The following is a 17,374-nucleotide window of genomic DNA, read 5'->3' as shown; positions in this document are numbered from 1 at the left end:
TTATTCCGCCGCCACTGCTACTTTTTGACCACCACGCTTGTGCGCAATGCGCTCTTCGATGTCGCTGCGGAAGTGGCGGATCAGACCTTGGATCGGCCAAGCAGCCGCATCGCCCAATGCACAGATTGTGTGGCCTTCAACCTGCTTGGTGACGTCCAGCAGCATGTCGATCTCTTCGGGTTCTGCATCGCCTTTTACCAAACGATCCATCACACGCATCATCCAACCCGTCCCCTCACGGCACGGCGTACACTGGCCACAGCTTTCGTGTTTATAGAATTTGGACAAACGCCAGATCGCTTTTACGATATCTGTGTTCTGATCCATCACAATAACAGCGGCCGTTCCCAGACCGGATTGCAATTCGTTGCGCAGATAGTCGAAATCCATCGTCGCATTACGCATTGCTTCACCTGGAACCATCGGCACCGAAGAACCGCCCGGAATTACCGCTTTTAGGTTATCCCAGCCCCCACGAATGCCGCCGCAGTGCTTTTCGATCAGCTCTTCAAAGCTGATGCTCATCTCTTCTTCGACGACACAAGGATTATTCACGTGGCCAGAAATCGCAAACAGCTTGGTGCCCGTATTGTTCGGGCGACCAAAGCCAGCAAACCACGAACCGCCACGACGCAGGATCGTTGGCACGACAGCAATGGATTCAACGTTGTTCACAGTCGTTGGGCAACCATATAGGCCCGCCCCCGCCGGAAACGGTGGCTTCATCCGTGGCATGCCTTTTTTGCCTTCAAGGCTTTCCAACAAGGCGGTTTCTTCACCGCAGATGTAGGCGCCAGCACCATGGTGCAGATAGATATCAAAATCCCAACCGGATTTGCAGGCGTTCTTGCCAACCAAACCAGCCTCGTAAGCCTCGTCAATCGCGGCCTGCAGCGCCTCTTTTTCGCGGATGTATTCGCCGCGAATGTAGATATAGCAGGCATTCGCATTCATCGCGAACGAGGCAATCAAGCACCCCTCGATCAGCGTATGAGGATCATGGCGCATGATTTCACGGTCTTTGCAGGTGCCCGGCTCGGATTCATCGGCGTTCACGACCAGATAGGATGGGCGGCCATCGCTTTCTTTTGGCATAAACGACCACTTAAGACCCGTTGGGAAACCCGCCCCACCACGGCCACGCAGCCCTGATGCTTTCATCTCGTCGATGATCCAATCGCGACCCTTCTTGATGATCGCTGCAGTCCCATCCCAATGCCCACGCGCCTGCGCGCCTTTTAGCGTGCGGTCATGCATACCGTAGATATTGGTGAAGATCCGGTCTTTGTCCTGCAACATACTGCTTATCCGTCTTTCTCAGAGTGGCGACGACGCCACATGCTGAATGCTTGTATAAAGACCCACAAAAACACAGCTGCGATGCCGAGTTCCAATAGGCCCATTGTTTGGTTGGACCACCCCAAAGTGGCCCCTGCAAATTCGATCCCCAAGAAGACGATCGCACCTGCGGCACTTGTCAATGCAAGGCGCCGACCATCGCGCGACAGCTTTTCGTCGTTGTCCGCCACAGTCGGCTCCTATGCTTACTTCTTCTTTTTACGCTTCGAGAACTCGGTCTCGCCGCCTTTTGCCAAAATCTTGGCCTGTGACATCCAGTCGTCCCGTTCAATCCGCCCCTTAAAGCGCAGATTGTCGTCGACCCATGCGATGTCTTTCTTCTTCCATTTGCTAACCTGATCAAAGTGGTAAACACCCAAATCATTAAGGGTTTGTTCCAGTTTAGGTCCAACACCGCTAATCAGCTTCAAGTCGTCTTTGCCCTCTGGGCGCGCAGCACTCAAGAGTGAGGCTGGTTTAGCAGTCGCAGCAGAGGTCTTTGCCGATGACGCTTTTTCTTTTGTCGCGGCCTTTGCTGGTGCCTTGGCTTTAGTGGTCGATGCGGCCTTTGCTGGCGCTTTGGCCTTAGCGGTCGATGCGGCTTTCGCTGGCGCTTTCGCCTTAGCGGTCGATGCGGCCTTTGCTGGCGCTTTCGCCTTGGCAGTCGACGCGGCCTTTGCTGGCGCTTTCGCCTTGGCAGTCGACGCGGCTTTTGCTGGTGCTTTGGCCTTAGCGGTCGATGCGGCCTTTGCTGGTGCTTTGGCCTTAGCAGTCGACGCGGCCTTTGCTGGTGCTTTGGCCTTAGCAGTCGACGCGGCTTTCGCTTTTGGAGCGTCTGTCGCCTTTTCAGTTTTTTTAGATGTTACCTCATCGCTTGATTGGCCTTCATATTTCCAATCACCCTTGCGCTCGGCCAGTTCTTTCTCACCAGCAAGAGGCTTGGAGGGCTGAACGTTCACCGCGGCTTCCGTCGACGCTGTGCTTGCGCTTGAAACGCTCGCGTCCGAAGCAGATGCAGCTACCGCAGCAGGTTTTGCAGATGACGTGCTTTCAGCGTCGGCTGCTGATGCCGAACCTGTGCTGGATGCAAAGGATGAAGCCTGCGTAGAGCCCTTCGCGGCTGCGTCAGAACTTGTGGCCGCTACAGCCGCAGCAGCGCCCGCTGCTGTTGTCGCCGCGCCCGCGGCCCCTGCACTGACAGCCCCTGCCGATCCGGTTTCGTCACGGCAAACAAGCCATTTCAAAACCCACCACGCCACGAGACCGATCAATACTGCAATCAGCAGAGCGGGCAAGAAACGGTAATCAGCCGGAAACTTAAGAATAAGAAAGGCCAGCAGGCCGATCACAACCGCCCCCCAGCCGCAATTCGTTGAGCAGTTTGAGTTATTATCTGTCGATGCCATGCTTAAAATCTATCCCCCAGATGGATTGTGGCAGCCGTTAGTCGTAACGACCATCTTTACTTGCCTTTGCAGAGAACTCGGTTTCTTCGCCTCGCGCCAGCTTTTCCGCCTGTTCAACCCAACCATCTCTTGATGCGCGGCCCTTAAAGCCTTCTAGGTTCTGATCGACCCAAGCAAGCTCATCTTGCCCCCATTTTGCGATTTGGTCAAAATGGAAAAATCCAAGTGAATTCACAGTCTGTTCAAGTTTAGGCCCAATGCCCTTGATCAGCTTCAAATCATCCGCCCCTGCTTTGCGGGGTGCCTTCATTGTGCGCGGCTTTTTCGGCGCAGCTGTAGCGGCAGCTTTTGCTGCGGTGCCCGCCGCCTTTTTGCCCGCCGCCTTTTGTGTCGGAGCCTTTGATGCAGGCTCGGCCTTGGCTGCGGCTTTCGGCTCAGTTTTTGCTTTTGTTGGCGCGGCTGGTTTCTTGGCGGCTGGTTTTGCCTTGGCTGGTTTCTTGGCCGAATTAGCGGCTTTGCCCTGCCATGGCGCCAACAGCGGAACCTCGGTCCCGTCAATACGTTTGACCGTATCTCCGATATCTGTGGCCAGTTGCACCGAGGCGTTATACTGTGTCTTGCCGCTTTCATGGTCGGTCAAAGAGGTCAAACCGCTCAGCGGTTCCGAGGCATATCGACCATTTTGTGGACCAGGTGTCGGCACCTTACCCGCTGCCAAATCATCCAACATCTCGACCAAACGCGCGCCTGTCAGGTCTTCGTAATAGTCTTTGCCGATCTGGGCCATCGGCGCGTTTGAACAGGCGCCCAGACATTCAACTTCTTCCCAAGAGAATTTGCCATCGGCGGAAATCTCATGCGGGTTGGGCGCGATCTTTTCCTTGCAGATGCCGATCAAGTCTTCGGCGCCGCAAATCATGCAGGTTGTCGTGCCGCAAATCTGGATATGCGCAACAGAACCAACAGGTTGCAACTGGAACATAAAGTAGAATGTCGCGACCTCTAGGCCGCGAATATAGGCCATCCCCAACATTTCGCTTACGTATTCGATGGCCGGACGGGTTAACCACCCCTCCTGCTCCTGCGCGCGCCACAACAGCGGAATAATCGCGCTGGCCTGACGGCCCTCAGGGTATTTGGTCATCTGCGCTTCGGCCCATGCTTGGTTGGCTGGGGTAAAGGCAAAGGCATCGGGTTGTTCGGGGTGCAATCTACGCAGCATAATTTTGTCCTTGTCGCCTTAGCTTTTGCACGCAGGGGGCAGCAGCAGCAGCGTTTCTTCATCATCGGCGAATTTGGCAATACCATCCGCCATCATTTCCCGCGACAACGCGATTGCGGTCGCCCGATCGATACCCAACTTGGGCATTTGTTCATTGGCTTGCGCCGTCGTCATCTTGCAGCCATTGGCGTTCATCGCCTCGATCAGCTCAGCCTTCTTATCCGCCGCAAAAGCGGCAGAAGCTGACATCACAAAGATAAACGCCGCAATCCGCATCAGCGATCCACCTCACCAAACACGATGTCCATCGTGCCGATAATGGCGGCCACATCAGCCAGCTGGTGCCCTTTGGCGACATAATCCATCGCCTGCAGGTGCAGATATCCTGGCGCGCGCAATTTGGCGCGGTAGGGTTTGTTGGAACCGTCAGCCACCAGATAAACGCCGAACTCACCTTTAGGAGCCTCAACGGCAGCGTAAACCTCACCCGCAGGCACGTGGAACCCTTCGGTGTAAAGCTTGAAGTGGTGGATCAGGCTTTCCATGTTTTGCTTCATATCGGCGCGTTTGGGCGGCGTGATCTTACCACGGGCAAGGACATCGCCCTTCCCTTCTGGGGCACGCAGCTTTTCAATCGCTTGCAACATGATGCTGGCCGATTGGCGCATTTCTTCCATGCGCACCAGATAGCGGTCATAGCAATCGCCGTTCACTCCTGTCGGGATCTGGAACTCAAACTCGTCATAGCATTCATAGGGCTGCGCGCGGCGCAAATCCCATGCAAGGCCAGAGCCGCGCACCATCACACCAGAGAAACCCCAGTCTTGGATGTCTTGTTCGCTCACCACGCCGATATCGACGTTACGCTGTTTAAAAATACGGTTTTCGGTCAGCAGCGTGTCCACATCGACCATAAAGCCGCTCAGGAACTTATGCGTCCAAGCCTCGATATCATCCAGCAGCGCCTCTGGCAGATCCTGATGCACACCGCCCGGGCGGAAGTACGCCGCGTGCAGACGGGCACCACAGGCGCGTTCATAAAAGATCATCAGGTCTTCACGCTCTTCAAAACCCCACAGCGGTGGGGTCAGCGCGCCAACGTCCATCGCCTGTGTGGTGACGTTCAGCAGGTGAGACAGGATGCGGCCAATTTCTGAATAGAGAACACGGATCAGCGACGCACGGCGCGGCACTTCCACACCTGTCAGCCGCTCAATCGCCAAGCACCAAGCGTGCTCTTGGTTCATCGGGGCCACATAATCCAACCGGTCAAAATACGGCAGGTTTTGTAGGTAGGTACGCGATTCCATCAGTTTTTCGGTGCCACGGTGCAGCAGGCCAATGTGCGGGTCGCAACGCTCAACAATCTCGCCGTCCAGCTCTAGCACCAAACGCAAAACGCCGTGGGCCGCAGGGTGCTGTGGGCCAAAGTTGATGTTAAAGTTGCGGATTTTCTGTTCGCCTGTGAGGGCGTCATCGAAACCTTTGGTGCCGTCCATCATTTCGCGGCCTCCTTCTCATCACCGGGCAGGATGTATTCGGCACCCTCCCATGGGGACATGAAATCAAACTGGCGGTATTCCTGAACGAGTGACACAGGTTCGTAAACAACCCGTTTCTCTGCCTCGTCATAGCGGACTTCGGTATAGCCAGTGGTCGGGAAATCCTTGCGCAGCGGATAGCCGCGGAAACCATAATCGGTCAGCAGGCGGCGCAAATCAGGGTGGCCGCTGAACAGGATGCCGAACATGTCAAACACCTCACGTTCGAACCAGTTGGCCGAGGGATGAATATCAACAATTGAAGGCACCATGTCGTCTTCGCGCACAGCCACACGCAAACGGATACGTTGGTTTTGATACATCGAGAGGAAGTGGTACACGACATCAAAGCGTTTAGCGCGCCCTGTGTAATCAACCGCCGTAATATCCACCAGCGTGGAAAACTGGCAGGTTGCATCGGCTCTGAGAAACTCAATCAGCCCTGCGATATTGGCCAGCGTCACATCAAGGTTCAGCTCACCATGCGAGACATCCCACCCCAGAACGCAATCAGGGCGCTTGGCCTCAATATAACCACCAAGCTCGTTCAGTGCGTCACTCATCGTACAATCGTCCCTGTTCGGCGCATTTTGCGTTGCAGCTGCATGATGCCATACAGCAATGCCTCAGCGGTTGGCGGACAACCCGGCACATAGATATCAACCGGAACAATCCGATCACACCCGCGCACAACGCTATAGCTATAATGGTAATAGCCGCCGCCATTCGCACAGGAGCCCATCGAGATCACATAGCGTGGCTCTGGCATCTGGTCGTAAACCTTGCGCAGGGCGGGTGCCATTTTATTGGTCAGCGTCCCCGCCACGATCATCAGGTCAGACTGGCGTGGGGATGCGCGCGGCGCGGTGCCGAAACGCTCCAGGTCGTAACGCGGCATCGAGGTGTGCATCATCTCAACCGCGCAGCACGCCAAACCGAATGTCATCCAGTGCAGCGACCCTGTGCGCGCCCAGTTGATCAGATCTTCGGTCGAGGTCAGCAAAAAGCCCTTGTCTTGCAACGAAGCATTCAACTGCTGCGTGGCCACATCGCGGTCCATACCAGCGGTTGCTGGCACGTTTGTCTGGGTTACTGCCATTCCAGCGCCCCTTTCTTCCATTCGTAAGCAAACCCTGCGGTCAGAACCGCAAGAAAGATCATCATCGACCAGAACGCCATCATCGAAATTTCACTAAAGGCGACCGCCCAAGGGAAAAGAAATGCAATTTCGAGGTCAAAAATGATGAAAAGGATCGACACCAAATAGAATCGAACATCAAATTTCATCCGTGCATCGTCGAACGCGTTGAACCCGCATTCATAGGCTGACACCTTTTCAGGGTCTGGATTACGCACCGCCAAAACGACCGCTGCAAGAATAAGAGCAAGCCCTAAACCAATAGCAACAAACAGAAAAATGAGGATCGGCAGGTATTCCCGAAGCATATCTTCCAAGGGAGGCTCCTTTCTTGGATGGCAGGGGCTCATCGCCCAGCTCGACGCTTTTATTCGGTTTATCGTTGAGGGCCGCTAGGGTCAACGGGATGAGAGAAGGAAAGCTGACCTACAATCAGACATCAAACCTGTATCATTCGTGCCCCCTAACGTTCCAGTGTGCAGTCTTTAAAATTGAACACGCTATTCGCCGACAAAAGATAACGCCCCCGCCTCACCCAAGCTTTTTTCGGCAAAAGCCCCGCTCCCCCCTTTAGCGGATCGCAGCTGCGCGCCAATAAACGCCCCCAAAGCCCGACGGCTCGCCTTTACACCACCCAAGCCGCCTTGCGCTTTTCGAAAAACGCGCCGATGCCCTCGGCGGCTTCTTCGGTCTCCCAGCGTTCGGCCAACGCGGCAATCGACATCGCAACCGCTTCTTCGGTCGCAGCGCCACCCAAATCCTGCGCCAGCTTTTTCGCAGCGGCCACCGCACCAGGTGCACAGGCAAGATAGGGGAGGACTTCGCGCTCAACCGCGGCATCCAGATCGTCAATCGGAACAGCGCGGGATAATAGGCCCAGCTCAACCGCCTCATCCGCGCCAAACACGCGGCCAGACATAAACACACGGCGCGCGCGCCCTTCGCCCATGCGGGCGATCACATATGGCCCGATGGTGGCAGGAATAATGCCCAGTTTGGTTTCGGTCAGCGCCATTTTGATGCTATCCGCCCCAATCGCCACATCACAGACCGACGCCATGCCAACGCCCCCACCAAAGGCGTTCCCGTGCAAGCGCCCGATGAGGGGTTTTGGCAATCGGTTCAGCGCACCTAGCATCGTCGCCAGCTTACCCGCTTCTTGCGCGCGGGTTGCAGCGTCCATGCCCATCTGCTCTTGCATCCAGCCCAAATCACCGCCCGCGCAGAAGGTCCGCCCAGCCGCGGCCAAGATCACAACCCGCACCGCATCATCCGCCGCCAATTCACCCGCCGCCTGCGTCAGCTCTGCCAGCATTTGCGCAGACATCGCATTGTGCTTTGCTTCGCGTGCCAGCGTTAAGGTGGCCACACCGCGTGCATCGGTCTCAACCGTTATGGTTTCAAACATGTCTGTGATCCTTTGTTTCGATAAGTTCTAGCTGCGCATGGCGCGGGCCATATCCGCCGCTTGTGCAATGATCTCAGGGTCCAACCCTGTGTCATACCCCAGCGTCGCCAGATGGGCCGCGACCGCTTCGGTTGCCACATTGCCCGACGCGCCCGGCGCATAAGGGCAACCGCCCAAGCCCCCAACAGCTGCATCAAACACCCGCACGCCAAGGCTCAGCGAAGCGTCAATGTTTTCCAGCGCGTGCCCGTTTGTATCGTGGTAATGCCCCGCCAAACGGCCCACTGGCACCACATCACGCACCGCCAGCAGCATCCGCGCAATGCTATCGGGCGTCCCTGCCCCGATGGTATCGCCCAGCGAGACCTCATAGCAGCCCATCGAAAACAGCTTGTCTGCGACCTTGGCCACCTGATCGGGGGACACGACACCGTCATAGGGGCATTCTACCACGCAAGAGACATAGCCGCGCACGGGCAGATCAATATGGCGCGCTTCTTCTAGGATCGGCGCAAAGCGTTCGATGCTTTCCTCGATCGAGGCGTTGATATTCTTTTGCGAAAACCCCTCGGACGCGCTGGCGAAAATGGCGATCTCATCCGCTTTGGCGGCCACAGCATCCGTATAACCGCGCATATTGGGGGTCAGCGCCGCATAGCGCACGCCCGCCTTGCGGGTGATCCCCGCCAGCACATCGCCAGAGCCCGCCATTTGCGGCACCCATTTAGGCGAGACAAAGCTGGCGCATTCGATCCGCGAAAACCCTGCCTCGCTCAGCTTGTCTACCAGAGCGATCTTTTCAGACACTGGAATATCGCGGGCTTCGTTTTGCAAACCGTCCCGTGGGCCGACTTCGAAAATTTCACAAGGTCCCAGATCCATCGCTCTCTCTCCCAAAATTGCTATCGTTTCAGAGTGCACTGGAATGTTGTTTCATGCACTCTTTTTCATTATCGCGTGGCCCGCACCTTTAGGCGGGCAGTTCCCAAGGTGCGAAAAACCTCTGGGTGAACAAGATATTGTCCCCCGGAAGAGACGCTTTGAACGCCTCCCTTTCCGAGATCCGATCGTACCAAGAGGCAAGTGCGTCGAAGCCATCCAGATGGGCAAAATAGCGCGCCATATAGACCGCCTGCCCGACAGATACATCCGCCGCGGAAAACCCGCCATCCAGCAGGTAATCCCGCCCAGCAAGGCGCCCTTCCAGCGCAGCATAGCATTTCTTAAGGCGTGCGGCCTCCAGCTTCATCACAATCGGGCTGCGCATGCTGTCATCGCGCAAGGCGACGTGTTGCTGGGTCAGCGCAGCCGAATGCTGGCTGATCGTTTCCGCGAAATGGACCCAGATCAGCCATTGCGCACGCTCAGCATGGCCTGCGGGCCGCCCCATCCCATCGGGAGAGAAACGTTCACACAAAACCTCGGTGATCGCGCCTGTCTCAAAGATCGCCTCACCGTCCAGTTCCAGCGCAGGGACACGGCCTGCTGGGTTTTTCGCCAGAAACTCTTCCGAGCGTAGGGTTTTGTCGAAGGGATATTCCTTCACCTCAAAATCAACGCCTAGCTCATGCAGCAACCAAAGGCTGCGCATCGACCTCGTTTGGGGGCAGTGATGCAGGATAATCATGCCGCTTCAGCCTCTGCTTCTAAGCGCACCAATGCCGCCCCCGCTTCGACCTGATCACCCGCCGCTGCCAGCACTTCGGCCACAACACCATCGCGCGCCGCCAACAGGCTGTGCTCCATCTTCATGGCTTCCAGAATGGCCAGCTTGTCGCCTTTGCTCACCTGCTGCCCAACAGCGGCAAAAACTTCGCGCACCAATCCGGGCATCGGTGCCTCGATCAGGTTCCCGTCACCCTGCGCACCACCGCCTTGCATCAACAGATCAAGACGATCAAAGATCAGCCCATAGCCGTCAAACACGGTGATCCGATCCCCCGCGATAGAGACTTTGGGCGCTGGTTGGCCGCCAATTTGCCACTGGCCCCCTACACGCCGCGCTTGGATTTCTTCATCCTGAATATGCCACAGCTGTTGATCAGGTCCTTGGACCTCAACCTTGATCAAATGCGCCTCACCTGCCCATTCTAGGGTCACCTGACGCAACAAGGGATCCCATAGGGAAAAGCCAACTTCAGCACCGCCTTGTAGGATGTTCAGCGCAGCCATACCTGCCAGTGCAACATGGCGGGGCGCCACAGCGGGCTGGTTTGTAAGCGCATCAATATCACGCGCGATCAGGCCGGTATCCACCTCGCCTGCGCGAAAACCACCATGCGCGGCCAGCGCGCCCAAGAAGGCTAGGTTCGTCACGGTTCCAGCGACCTCGGCCCCAGCTAGCGCTTTGCGTAGCCGTGCAAGAGCCACATCGCGGGTTGGGCCATGTACGATAACTTTGGCGATCATGGGATCATAAAAGGGGCTGATGGTGTCCCCGCTGCGCACGCCGCTATCGGCACGGCAGTCTGGATCAAAGGCCAGATGTGTCAGGGTGCCTGTTGCGGGCAAGAACCCTTTTGGCACATCTTCGGCATAGAGACGCGCCTCAAACGAATGGCCGTTGATCGTCAGCTCGTCTTGGGCTTTGGGCATCGCCTCGCCTGCTGCGACGCGCAATTGCCATTCGACCAGATCAACGCCGGTGATGGCCTCGGTCACAGGATGTTCCACCTGCAAGCGGGTGTTCATCTCCATAAAGAAGAACCCGTCCGCCTTGAGCCCACCAGAACCATCAACGATGAACTCAACCGTCCCTGCCCCTTTGTACCCGATGGCCTTGGCGGCGCGCACGCCTGCCTCGCCCATAGCGGCGCGCATTTCTTCGGTCATACCAGGGGCTGGGGCCTCTTCGATCACCTTTTGGTGGCGGCGCTGAAGCGAACAGTCACGTTCAAACAGATGCACAGCGGTCTTACCGTCACCAAACACCTGCACCTCGATGTGGCGGGGCTGGCTGACGAATTTCTCAACCAGCACATCCGCATTGCCAAAGGCGGTTTGTGCCTCGGAACGCGCACTGGCCAGCGCCTCGGCAAAGCTGCCCGCCTCTTCGACAAGGCGCATGCCCTTGCCGCCGCCGCCTGCAACCGCTTTGATCAATACAGGATAGCCGATCTTGCCCGCCTCTTCGGCCAGTAGAACATTTGATTGATCGCTGCCGTGGTATCCCGGCACAACGGGCACTCCTGCCTCGATCATCAGGGCCTTGGCCGCGTCTTTTAGGCCCATGGCGCGAATGGCATCCGCGCTTGGCCCGATGAAGGTAAGGCCAGCGGCCTCAACCGCGTCAACGAAATCGGGGTTTTCTGACAAAAAGCCATAGCCCGGGTGGATCGCCTGCGCGCCTGTGTCCAGCGCGGTTTGGATGATCACGTCACCGCGCAGATAGCTTTCTGCGGGGGCAGAGCCGCCGATATGCACCGCCACATCCGCCAGCGCCACATGTTTCGCCGCAGCATCCGCATCGGAATAAACCGCAACGCAACGCACGCCCATAGCTTGAGCTGTTTCGATGACACGGCAAGCAATCTCGCCACGGTTAGCAATCAAGATCGTATCAAACATCAGGCAAAATCCTCTATCACTTTGAACCGTTCACACATCAGCTTCATATCCTCAGAGAACCCGCCGTTGCGCTGGAAATAGGCCTTGTACCCGTTTCGCCAGTGCTCAAGGTCGCGGAATTCTCCCTGTTCTTTGACAAACGCGGCATCCATTTCATTGAAGCGGCGGGTGAAGACCGCGACCGTTTCAACCATAACAGCAGGTGTGCCGTCCCAGTTTAGCGCAACGTCACGGCGGCCGACTTCGGGCCATGCATCGCCGCCCTGACCATAGGCCGAGGCCGCATCGCAGGTTGCTGTTTTCACGCCACTGCGCACCAAATTCAGGATCTCGGCGCAGAGTTCGGCGGAATCGCCAAACCGAAAGGTTTCCGCCTCGGGGTTGGCATCAATGATCTCTTGTAAAGTCTTTGTCATGTCCCTCTCCTTACATCCGGAAGATGCCAAATTTGGTTTCTTCAATTGAGGCATTCAGGCTGGCAGACAGGCTGAGGAACAACGTATCGCGGGTTTTGCGTGGATCAATGATCCCGTCATCCCACAGGCGGGATGAAGCATAAAGCGGGTGGGACTGTTCTTCGAACATATCAATCGTGGGCTGTTTAAACGCCGCCTCTTCATCCGCTGACCATTCGCCGCCCTGCCGTTCAATCGCGTCACGTTTCACCGTAGCCAGAACACCCGCCGCCTGCGCACCACCCATAACGGAAATGCGGCTGTTGGGCCATGTCCACAAGAAACGCGGGCTATAGGCGCGCCCCGCCATGCCATAGTTGCCCGCCCCGAACGAGCCACCAACCAGCATGGTGATCTTTGGCACGTTGGTACAAGCAACGGCTGTTACCATCTTGGCGCCGTGGCGCGCGATGCCTTCGTTTTCGTATTTGCGCCCCACCATAAAGCCTGTGATGTTTTGCAAGAAAACCAGCGGAATGCCGCGCTGCGAGCATAGCTCGACGAAATGTGCACCCTTTTGGGCGGCTTCTGAAAACAACACACCGTTATTGGCGACAATCCCGACAGGGCAACCTTTGACATGGGCAAACCCCGTGACCAGTGTTTCGCCAAAGCGCGGTTTGAATTCGTCAAAGCGGCTGCCGTCAACCGTGCGCGCAATGACTTCGCGGATGTCATAGGGCGTGCGCAGGTCTGCAGGCACCACCCCAAGGATTTCATCGGGGTCATAGGCGGGCTCTTCGACGCTTTCCCACTGAACTGTTGTGGGGCGTTTGCGGTTGAGGTAGCCAACCGCGCGCCGCGCAAGCTCTAATGCATGCGCATCATCCTCTGCCAGATAATCCGCCACGCCAGACAGGCGCGTATGAACATCGCCGCCGCCCAGATCTTCGGCGCTCACAACCTCACCTGTCGCCGCCTTAACCAGCGGCGGACCAGCAAGGAAGATCGTCCCCTGCTCTTTTACAATGATCGTCACATCCGACATGGCAGGCACATAGGCGCCCCCAGCGGTACAAGAGCCCATCACAACGGCGATCTGGGGAATGCCCTTGCCGCTCATCCGTGCCTGATTATAGAAAATCCGACCAAAGTGGTCGCGGTCGGGGAATACCTCGTCTTGGTTGGGCAGGTTCGCCCCGCCACTGTCCACAAGGTAGACACAAGGGAGGTTGTTTTCCTCGGCGATCTCTTGGGCGCGCAGGTGCTTTTTCACGGTCATCGGGTAATAGGTGCCGCCCTTAACCGTGGCGTCGTTACAAATCACCATCACCTCTTGGCCCTGCACGGTGCCCACACCTGCAATCACACCCGCACAAGGCGCGGCACCACCATACAGCCCATGGGCTGCAACCGCGCCAACCTCCAGAAACGGGCTGCCTGCATCCAACAGGTTCGCCACCCGCTCGCGCGGTAGCATCTTGCCACGGCTCAGGTGCCGATCGCGCGATTTTTGCCCCCCGCCCAGCGCCGCAGCTTGGGCCGCTTCGCGCACCTGTTCCAGCGCCTCCAGATGGGCTGCTGTGTTGGATTTGAAAGCTTCGGAAGAGGGCAACGCCTGTGATGTGAGTTTCATAGCGGTCCTTTCAGGCTGCGTTTGCAGAAATTGGGGTGAGTATCTGATTTTTCGCACAATTTAGCTGTGGGAATTGATTTATGTCATGCGCCCTAGCCGCGGTGCGGCGCAATAATCCGGTGTTAACACGAATGGAAAAAGAATCATGAAGACAACATTCATCGCACTCGCTGTTGCAGCACTGGCTGCAACCTCTGCCGCCGCCCAATCCCAAGGTGATTTCACCCTTGGTCTGGGTATTGCATCGGTTGTTCCGAAATCCGGCAACGGCACGCTTGCGGGCGGCGCTGCGGATATTGGTAACGACGTTCGCCCGACCATCACCGCAGAATATTTTGTCCGCGACAATCTGGGTATCGAATTGTTGGCCGCGACCCCGTTTGAGCATGACATCAACATTGACGGGCTCGGTTTTGCCGGAACAACCCAGCAACTGCCGCCGACACTCTCGCTTAACTACCACTTCCCGACCAATAGCGCGTTCAAGCCCTATATCGGTGCTGGCATCAACTACACCGCTTTCTTCAAAGAGGAATCTTCGCTTGGCACGCTTGAGCTGGAAGACGGTTTTGGGTTCGCCGTTCAGGTTGGTATGGACTATGAGCTGAAAAACGGCTCTGCCCTGCGTGCAAACCTGCGCTGGATCGACATCGACTCCGAGGCGACCCTTGACGGGGCATCCATCGGCGAAGCCGAGATCGACCCCTATGTGTTGAACTTTGCCTATGTGATGAAGTTCTAAGAACGCATCACGCTTTACCGCTCTCAAAGGCTGCGATCCGTCGCGGCCTTTATGCGTTCCAAGAGTAAAACCGCCCTTCATCGAGCCCCCTCGGAAACAGCCCGCGCCTTTAGCTCCCGACGGATCACTTTTCCCGTGACAGTCATCGGCAGCGCGTCAAGGAATGTAACTTCGCGCGGGTATGAATACCCCGCCAGCCGCTCTTTGACCCAATCTTTCAAGACCTGTTCTGTTGCCTCTTGCCCCTGCTTCAACACGACATAGGCTTTTACGATTTCGGTGCGCAGCGCATCTGGTTTGCCGACGACCCCCACAGTGGACACCGCTGGGTGGGTCAACAGGCAATCCTCGATCTCGGCAGGGCCAATGCGATAGCCGCTGGAGGTAATCACGTCATCCTCACGGCCCACAAAGCGCAGATAGTCGCCCTCCCAGATCCCGCGATCACCGGTGAGCATCCAATCCCCCTCAAACTTTTGCGCCGTTTCCACAGGGCGCTGCCAATACTCGATCATCATAGAGGCCGCGCCGCGTTTCACGGCAACTTCGCCTTCGCCTGTTGTAGGCAGGCCATTATCCAGCACAGCCAATTCAAACCCCTGAACAGCCTTCCCGATGCAACCTGCACGCGCCTCAAAGGCGGCGCCACAGCTGCTGGCCACCATGTTGCATTCCGTTTGGCCATAGAATTCGTTGATCTCGACACCAAAGGCCTTTCGCCCCCATGCCAACATCTGTGCGCCCAGTGGCTCTCCCCCACTTGCGACAGACCTTAACCCGCTAATCTGGGCATCTGCCGCCTTTAGCATGCGCAGTGCCGTTGGTGGAAAGAACACATTGCGCACGTTGCCCTGCTGGATGATCGAACGGCAGGTTTCGACATCGAACTTAGCCATCCGCGCCGCAACCACAGGCACGCCCAGCGCAAGGGCTGGCATGGCCACATCAAACAGCCCACCGATCCACGCCCAATCCGCAGGCGTCCACAGGCAATCATCCTCTTGGCCCAAAAAATCATGGCTGGTGGCAACGCCTGGAAGGTGCCCTGTTAGAACGCGGTGCCCGTGCAGCGCACCTTTGGCCGATCCTGTTGTGCCAGAGGTATAGATCAAAACTGCGGGATCATCCGCCGCCGTATCAGCAAACGCCACAGGCTCTCCCGCAACGCCCACCTGATCCGCCATCCACGCCTCGGCCAAATCGCCCAACAGTTCTGCGCCTTCTTCATCCGTCAGGACCAGCCCAGTTCCAGAATCCGTCAATCGCGCCTCTAATGCGTCATGGCGAAACAGTTTGAACAAAGGCACGGAAATCGCGCCAATCTTCCAGATCGCTAAATGGGCGGCCACACACCACGGGCTTTGGCTCAGCAATACGCCAACGCGATCACCCGCCTGCACCTTGAGCGATAACGCCCGCGCCAAACCATCGACCATCTCGCCCAGCGCGCCAAAGGTTACATCCCGTCGCCCCGTGCCAGTCAGATCAATAACCGCCAAGGCCTCATCAGGCTGCGCCAAACATTGCCGCGCCATATTGAGACGCGCCGGAATGCTCCAGCGCCCCTCTCCATCAAGACCCGGCAACATTGGCTGCATCAGCTCATCGCCGCCATCATTTCACGGCCAACCAACATGCGGCGCACCTCCGACGTGCCCGCACCGATTTCCATCAGCTTGGCATCGCGGAAGATGCGCGCAACAGGGTTGTCCGACAAATAGCCCGCACCGCCCATGGCCTGAACCGCTTGGTGAGCCTGAACCATCGCCTGCTCAGAGGCATAGAGGCAGCACGCCGCTGCGTCAGCGCGGGTCACGTCCCCGCGATCGCAGGCTTTGGCAACCTCGTAAACATAGGCACGGGCCGAGTTCATGGCCGTGTACATATCAGCCATCTTTCCCTGCATCAGCTGGAAGCTACCGATTGGCTGGCCGAATTGTTTGCGCTCAACCATATAGGGCATGATCTCATCCAGACAGGCGGCCATCAGGCCAAGCCCGATCCCCGCAAGCACGACGCGCTCATAATCCAGACCAGACATCAGAACCGCAACACCGCGCCCCTCTTCGCCCAGAACGTTTTCAAACGGCACTTCGCAATCGTCAAAAATCAGCTCGGCCGTGTTTGATCCGCGCATCCCCAGTTTGTCAAAATGCTGGCTGGTGGTGAAACCCTTCATGGATTTCTCGATCAAAAAGGCGGTGATCCCCTTGGACCCTGCATCCTTATCCGTCTTTGCATAGACAACCAATGTGTCGGCGTCGCAGCCATTGGTGATCCAGTATTTATTGCCAGATAGGCGGAAGTGGTCGTTGCGCTTTTCCGCGTGCAACTTCATCGACACAACGTCAGACCCAGCTGTTGTTTCCGACATTGCCAGCGCGCCTACATGCTCTCCTGAACACAGCTTGGGAAGGTATTTGGCCTTTTGCTCTGGCGTGCCATTCAGGCTGATCTGGTTCACACATAGGTTTGAGTGCGCACCGTAAGACAAAGACACCGAAGCACTTGCCCGCGCGACCTCTTCAACAGCTACCGTATGGGCCAAATACCCCATGCCAGTGCCGCCGAATGCCTCATCAACGGTCATGCCCAACATGCCAAGGCCGCCCATCTCCTGCCAAAGATCAGCTGGAAAGAGGTTTTCCGCATCTATGCTGTTAGCCATGGGCCGCACGCGCTCTTGCGCCCAGCGGTGTACCATTTCGCGCATATCCTGCACATCTTCGCCCAAGTCGAACTTCATCACTGCGTTAAACATGGCACCATTCCTCCCCGATCTGGATTTATTGAACACTTGTTCATTACTGGCAGATGAATTCCAATGCGTCAAGCGCGGGCACCCTACAGATAGGCACAGCCTGTTAGATCGTGTTGGCAAACAAAGGAAAAATATGCGCCTGACAGGCGCTCAGGGAAAGAACCCCGATTGCAAACCGCAACCGAACAACAGGTACACCGATAAACATGACCTGCGCGTT

At 56.9% G+C, this 17,374-nt stretch carries 18 protein-coding genes; 1 reads left to right on the top strand and 17 read right to left on the bottom strand.

From position 1 onward, the window contains the following. The 15 genes from nuoF to Z948_RS0114430 all read right to left on the bottom strand — a co-directional run bounded on the left by nuoF (window position 1) and on the right by Z948_RS0114430 (window position 13,651). A complete protein-coding gene (nuoF, locus tag Z948_RS0114505) occupies window positions 1-1,299 on the bottom strand; it encodes an NADH-quinone oxidoreductase subunit NuoF (RefSeq protein ID WP_025060279.1) in 1,299 nt (432 codons plus the stop codon). Between the two features lie 5 nt (window positions 1,300-1,304). Beyond that, window positions 1,305-1,529 (bottom strand): DUF5337 family protein, encoded by a 225-nt coding sequence (locus Z948_RS0114500; RefSeq protein ID WP_025060278.1) that lies wholly within the window; start codon window positions 1,527-1,529, stop codon window positions 1,305-1,307. Window positions 1,530-1,544: 15 nt separating this feature from the next. Next, window positions 1,545-2,744, bottom strand: coding sequence for an NADH-quinone oxidoreductase subunit E (locus tag Z948_RS18520; protein WP_025060277.1), 1,200 nt, complete (start codon window positions 2,742-2,744; stop codon window positions 1,545-1,547). A 37-nt stretch (window positions 2,745-2,781) separates the two neighbouring features. Then, window positions 2,782-3,966: an NADH-quinone oxidoreductase subunit E gene (locus tag Z948_RS0114490; RefSeq protein ID WP_025060276.1), complete on the bottom strand. Its 1,185-nt coding sequence runs from the start codon at window positions 3,964-3,966 to the stop codon at window positions 2,782-2,784. Window positions 3,967-3,984: 18 nt separating this feature from the next. Further along, window positions 3,985-4,242, bottom strand: coding sequence for a hypothetical protein (locus Z948_RS0114485; protein WP_025060275.1), 258 nt, complete (start codon window positions 4,240-4,242; stop codon window positions 3,985-3,987). Continuing rightward, window positions 4,242-5,468 carry an NADH-quinone oxidoreductase subunit D gene (locus tag Z948_RS0114480; protein ID WP_025060274.1) on the bottom strand — a complete coding sequence of 409 codons (1,227 nt, stop codon included), beginning with the start codon at window positions 5,466-5,468 and terminating at the stop codon, window positions 4,242-4,244. Before Z948_RS0114480 ends, Z948_RS0114485 begins: the two co-directional genes overlap by 1 nt. Continuing rightward, window positions 5,465-6,070, bottom strand: coding sequence for an NADH-quinone oxidoreductase subunit C (locus tag Z948_RS0114475; protein ID WP_025060273.1), 606 nt, complete (start codon window positions 6,068-6,070; stop codon window positions 5,465-5,467). The genes Z948_RS0114480 and Z948_RS0114475 overlap by 4 nt, the downstream gene beginning before the upstream one ends. Continuing rightward, window positions 6,067-6,606, bottom strand: a complete 540-nt coding sequence (locus Z948_RS0114470) for a NuoB/complex I 20 kDa subunit family protein (RefSeq protein WP_025060272.1) — start codon at window positions 6,604-6,606, stop codon at window positions 6,067-6,069. Before Z948_RS0114470 ends, Z948_RS0114475 begins: the two co-directional genes overlap by 4 nt. Next, window positions 6,597-6,962 carry an NADH-quinone oxidoreductase subunit A gene (locus Z948_RS0114465; protein ID WP_025060271.1) on the bottom strand — a complete coding sequence of 122 codons (366 nt, stop codon included), beginning with the start codon at window positions 6,960-6,962 and terminating at the stop codon, window positions 6,597-6,599. Before Z948_RS0114465 ends, Z948_RS0114470 begins: the two co-directional genes overlap by 10 nt. A gap of 308 nt (window positions 6,963-7,270) precedes the next feature. Next, the gene (locus tag Z948_RS0114455; protein ID WP_025060270.1) at window positions 7,271-8,053 is read right to left on the bottom strand and encodes a crotonase/enoyl-CoA hydratase family protein; all 783 of its coding nucleotides are present in this window, start codon (window positions 8,051-8,053) and stop codon (window positions 7,271-7,273) included. Between the two features lie 27 nt (window positions 8,054-8,080). Further along, entirely contained in the window at window positions 8,081-8,935 is an 855-nt protein-coding gene (locus Z948_RS0114450) for a hydroxymethylglutaryl-CoA lyase (RefSeq protein WP_025060269.1), read from the bottom strand. A gap of 88 nt (window positions 8,936-9,023) precedes the next feature. Continuing rightward, window positions 9,024-9,680 carry a glutathione S-transferase family protein gene (locus Z948_RS0114445; protein WP_025060268.1) on the bottom strand — a complete coding sequence of 219 codons (657 nt, stop codon included), beginning with the start codon at window positions 9,678-9,680 and terminating at the stop codon, window positions 9,024-9,026. Beyond that, a complete protein-coding gene (locus tag Z948_RS0114440; protein ID WP_025060267.1) occupies window positions 9,677-11,620 on the bottom strand; it encodes an acetyl/propionyl/methylcrotonyl-CoA carboxylase subunit alpha in 1,944 nt (647 codons plus the stop codon). The genes Z948_RS0114445 and Z948_RS0114440 overlap by 4 nt, the downstream gene beginning before the upstream one ends. After that, window positions 11,620-12,036 carry an ASCH domain-containing protein gene (locus tag Z948_RS0114435; RefSeq protein ID WP_025060266.1) on the bottom strand — a complete coding sequence of 139 codons (417 nt, stop codon included), beginning with the start codon at window positions 12,034-12,036 and terminating at the stop codon, window positions 11,620-11,622. Before Z948_RS0114435 ends, Z948_RS0114440 begins: the two co-directional genes overlap by 1 nt. A 10-nt stretch (window positions 12,037-12,046) precedes the next feature. Further along, on the bottom strand, window positions 12,047-13,651 hold the full coding sequence (locus tag Z948_RS0114430) for a carboxyl transferase domain-containing protein (RefSeq protein WP_025060265.1): 1,605 nt from the start codon (window positions 13,649-13,651) through the stop codon (window positions 12,047-12,049). Window positions 13,652-13,796: 145 nt separating this feature from the next. Between Z948_RS0114430 and Z948_RS0114425 the strand changes: the two genes are divergently transcribed. Next, the gene (locus tag Z948_RS0114425) at window positions 13,797-14,393 is read left to right on the top strand and encodes an OmpW/AlkL family protein (protein WP_025060264.1); all 597 of its coding nucleotides are present in this window, start codon (window positions 13,797-13,799) and stop codon (window positions 14,391-14,393) included. Between the two features lie 77 nt (window positions 14,394-14,470). Here the strand turns inward: Z948_RS0114425 and Z948_RS0114420 are convergent, their stop codons facing one another. Further along, a complete protein-coding gene (locus Z948_RS0114420) occupies window positions 14,471-15,991 on the bottom strand; it encodes an AMP-binding protein (protein ID WP_025060263.1) in 1,521 nt (506 codons plus the stop codon). After that, window positions 15,991-17,154 carry an acyl-CoA dehydrogenase family protein gene (locus Z948_RS0114415; RefSeq protein WP_025060262.1) on the bottom strand — a complete coding sequence of 388 codons (1,164 nt, stop codon included), beginning with the start codon at window positions 17,152-17,154 and terminating at the stop codon, window positions 15,991-15,993. The genes Z948_RS0114420 and Z948_RS0114415 overlap by 1 nt, the downstream gene beginning before the upstream one ends. Window positions 17,155-17,374 lie beyond the last annotated feature (220 nt).

The sequence above is a fragment of the Sulfitobacter donghicola DSW-25 = KCTC 12864 = JCM 14565 genome (genome assembly GCF_000622405.1).
Lineage (GTDB): Bacteria > Pseudomonadota > Alphaproteobacteria > Rhodobacterales > Rhodobacteraceae > Sulfitobacter > Sulfitobacter donghicola.
The sequence above is the reverse complement of the archived record's forward strand: the minus strand, read 5'-3'. Positions and strand labels throughout refer to the sequence as shown.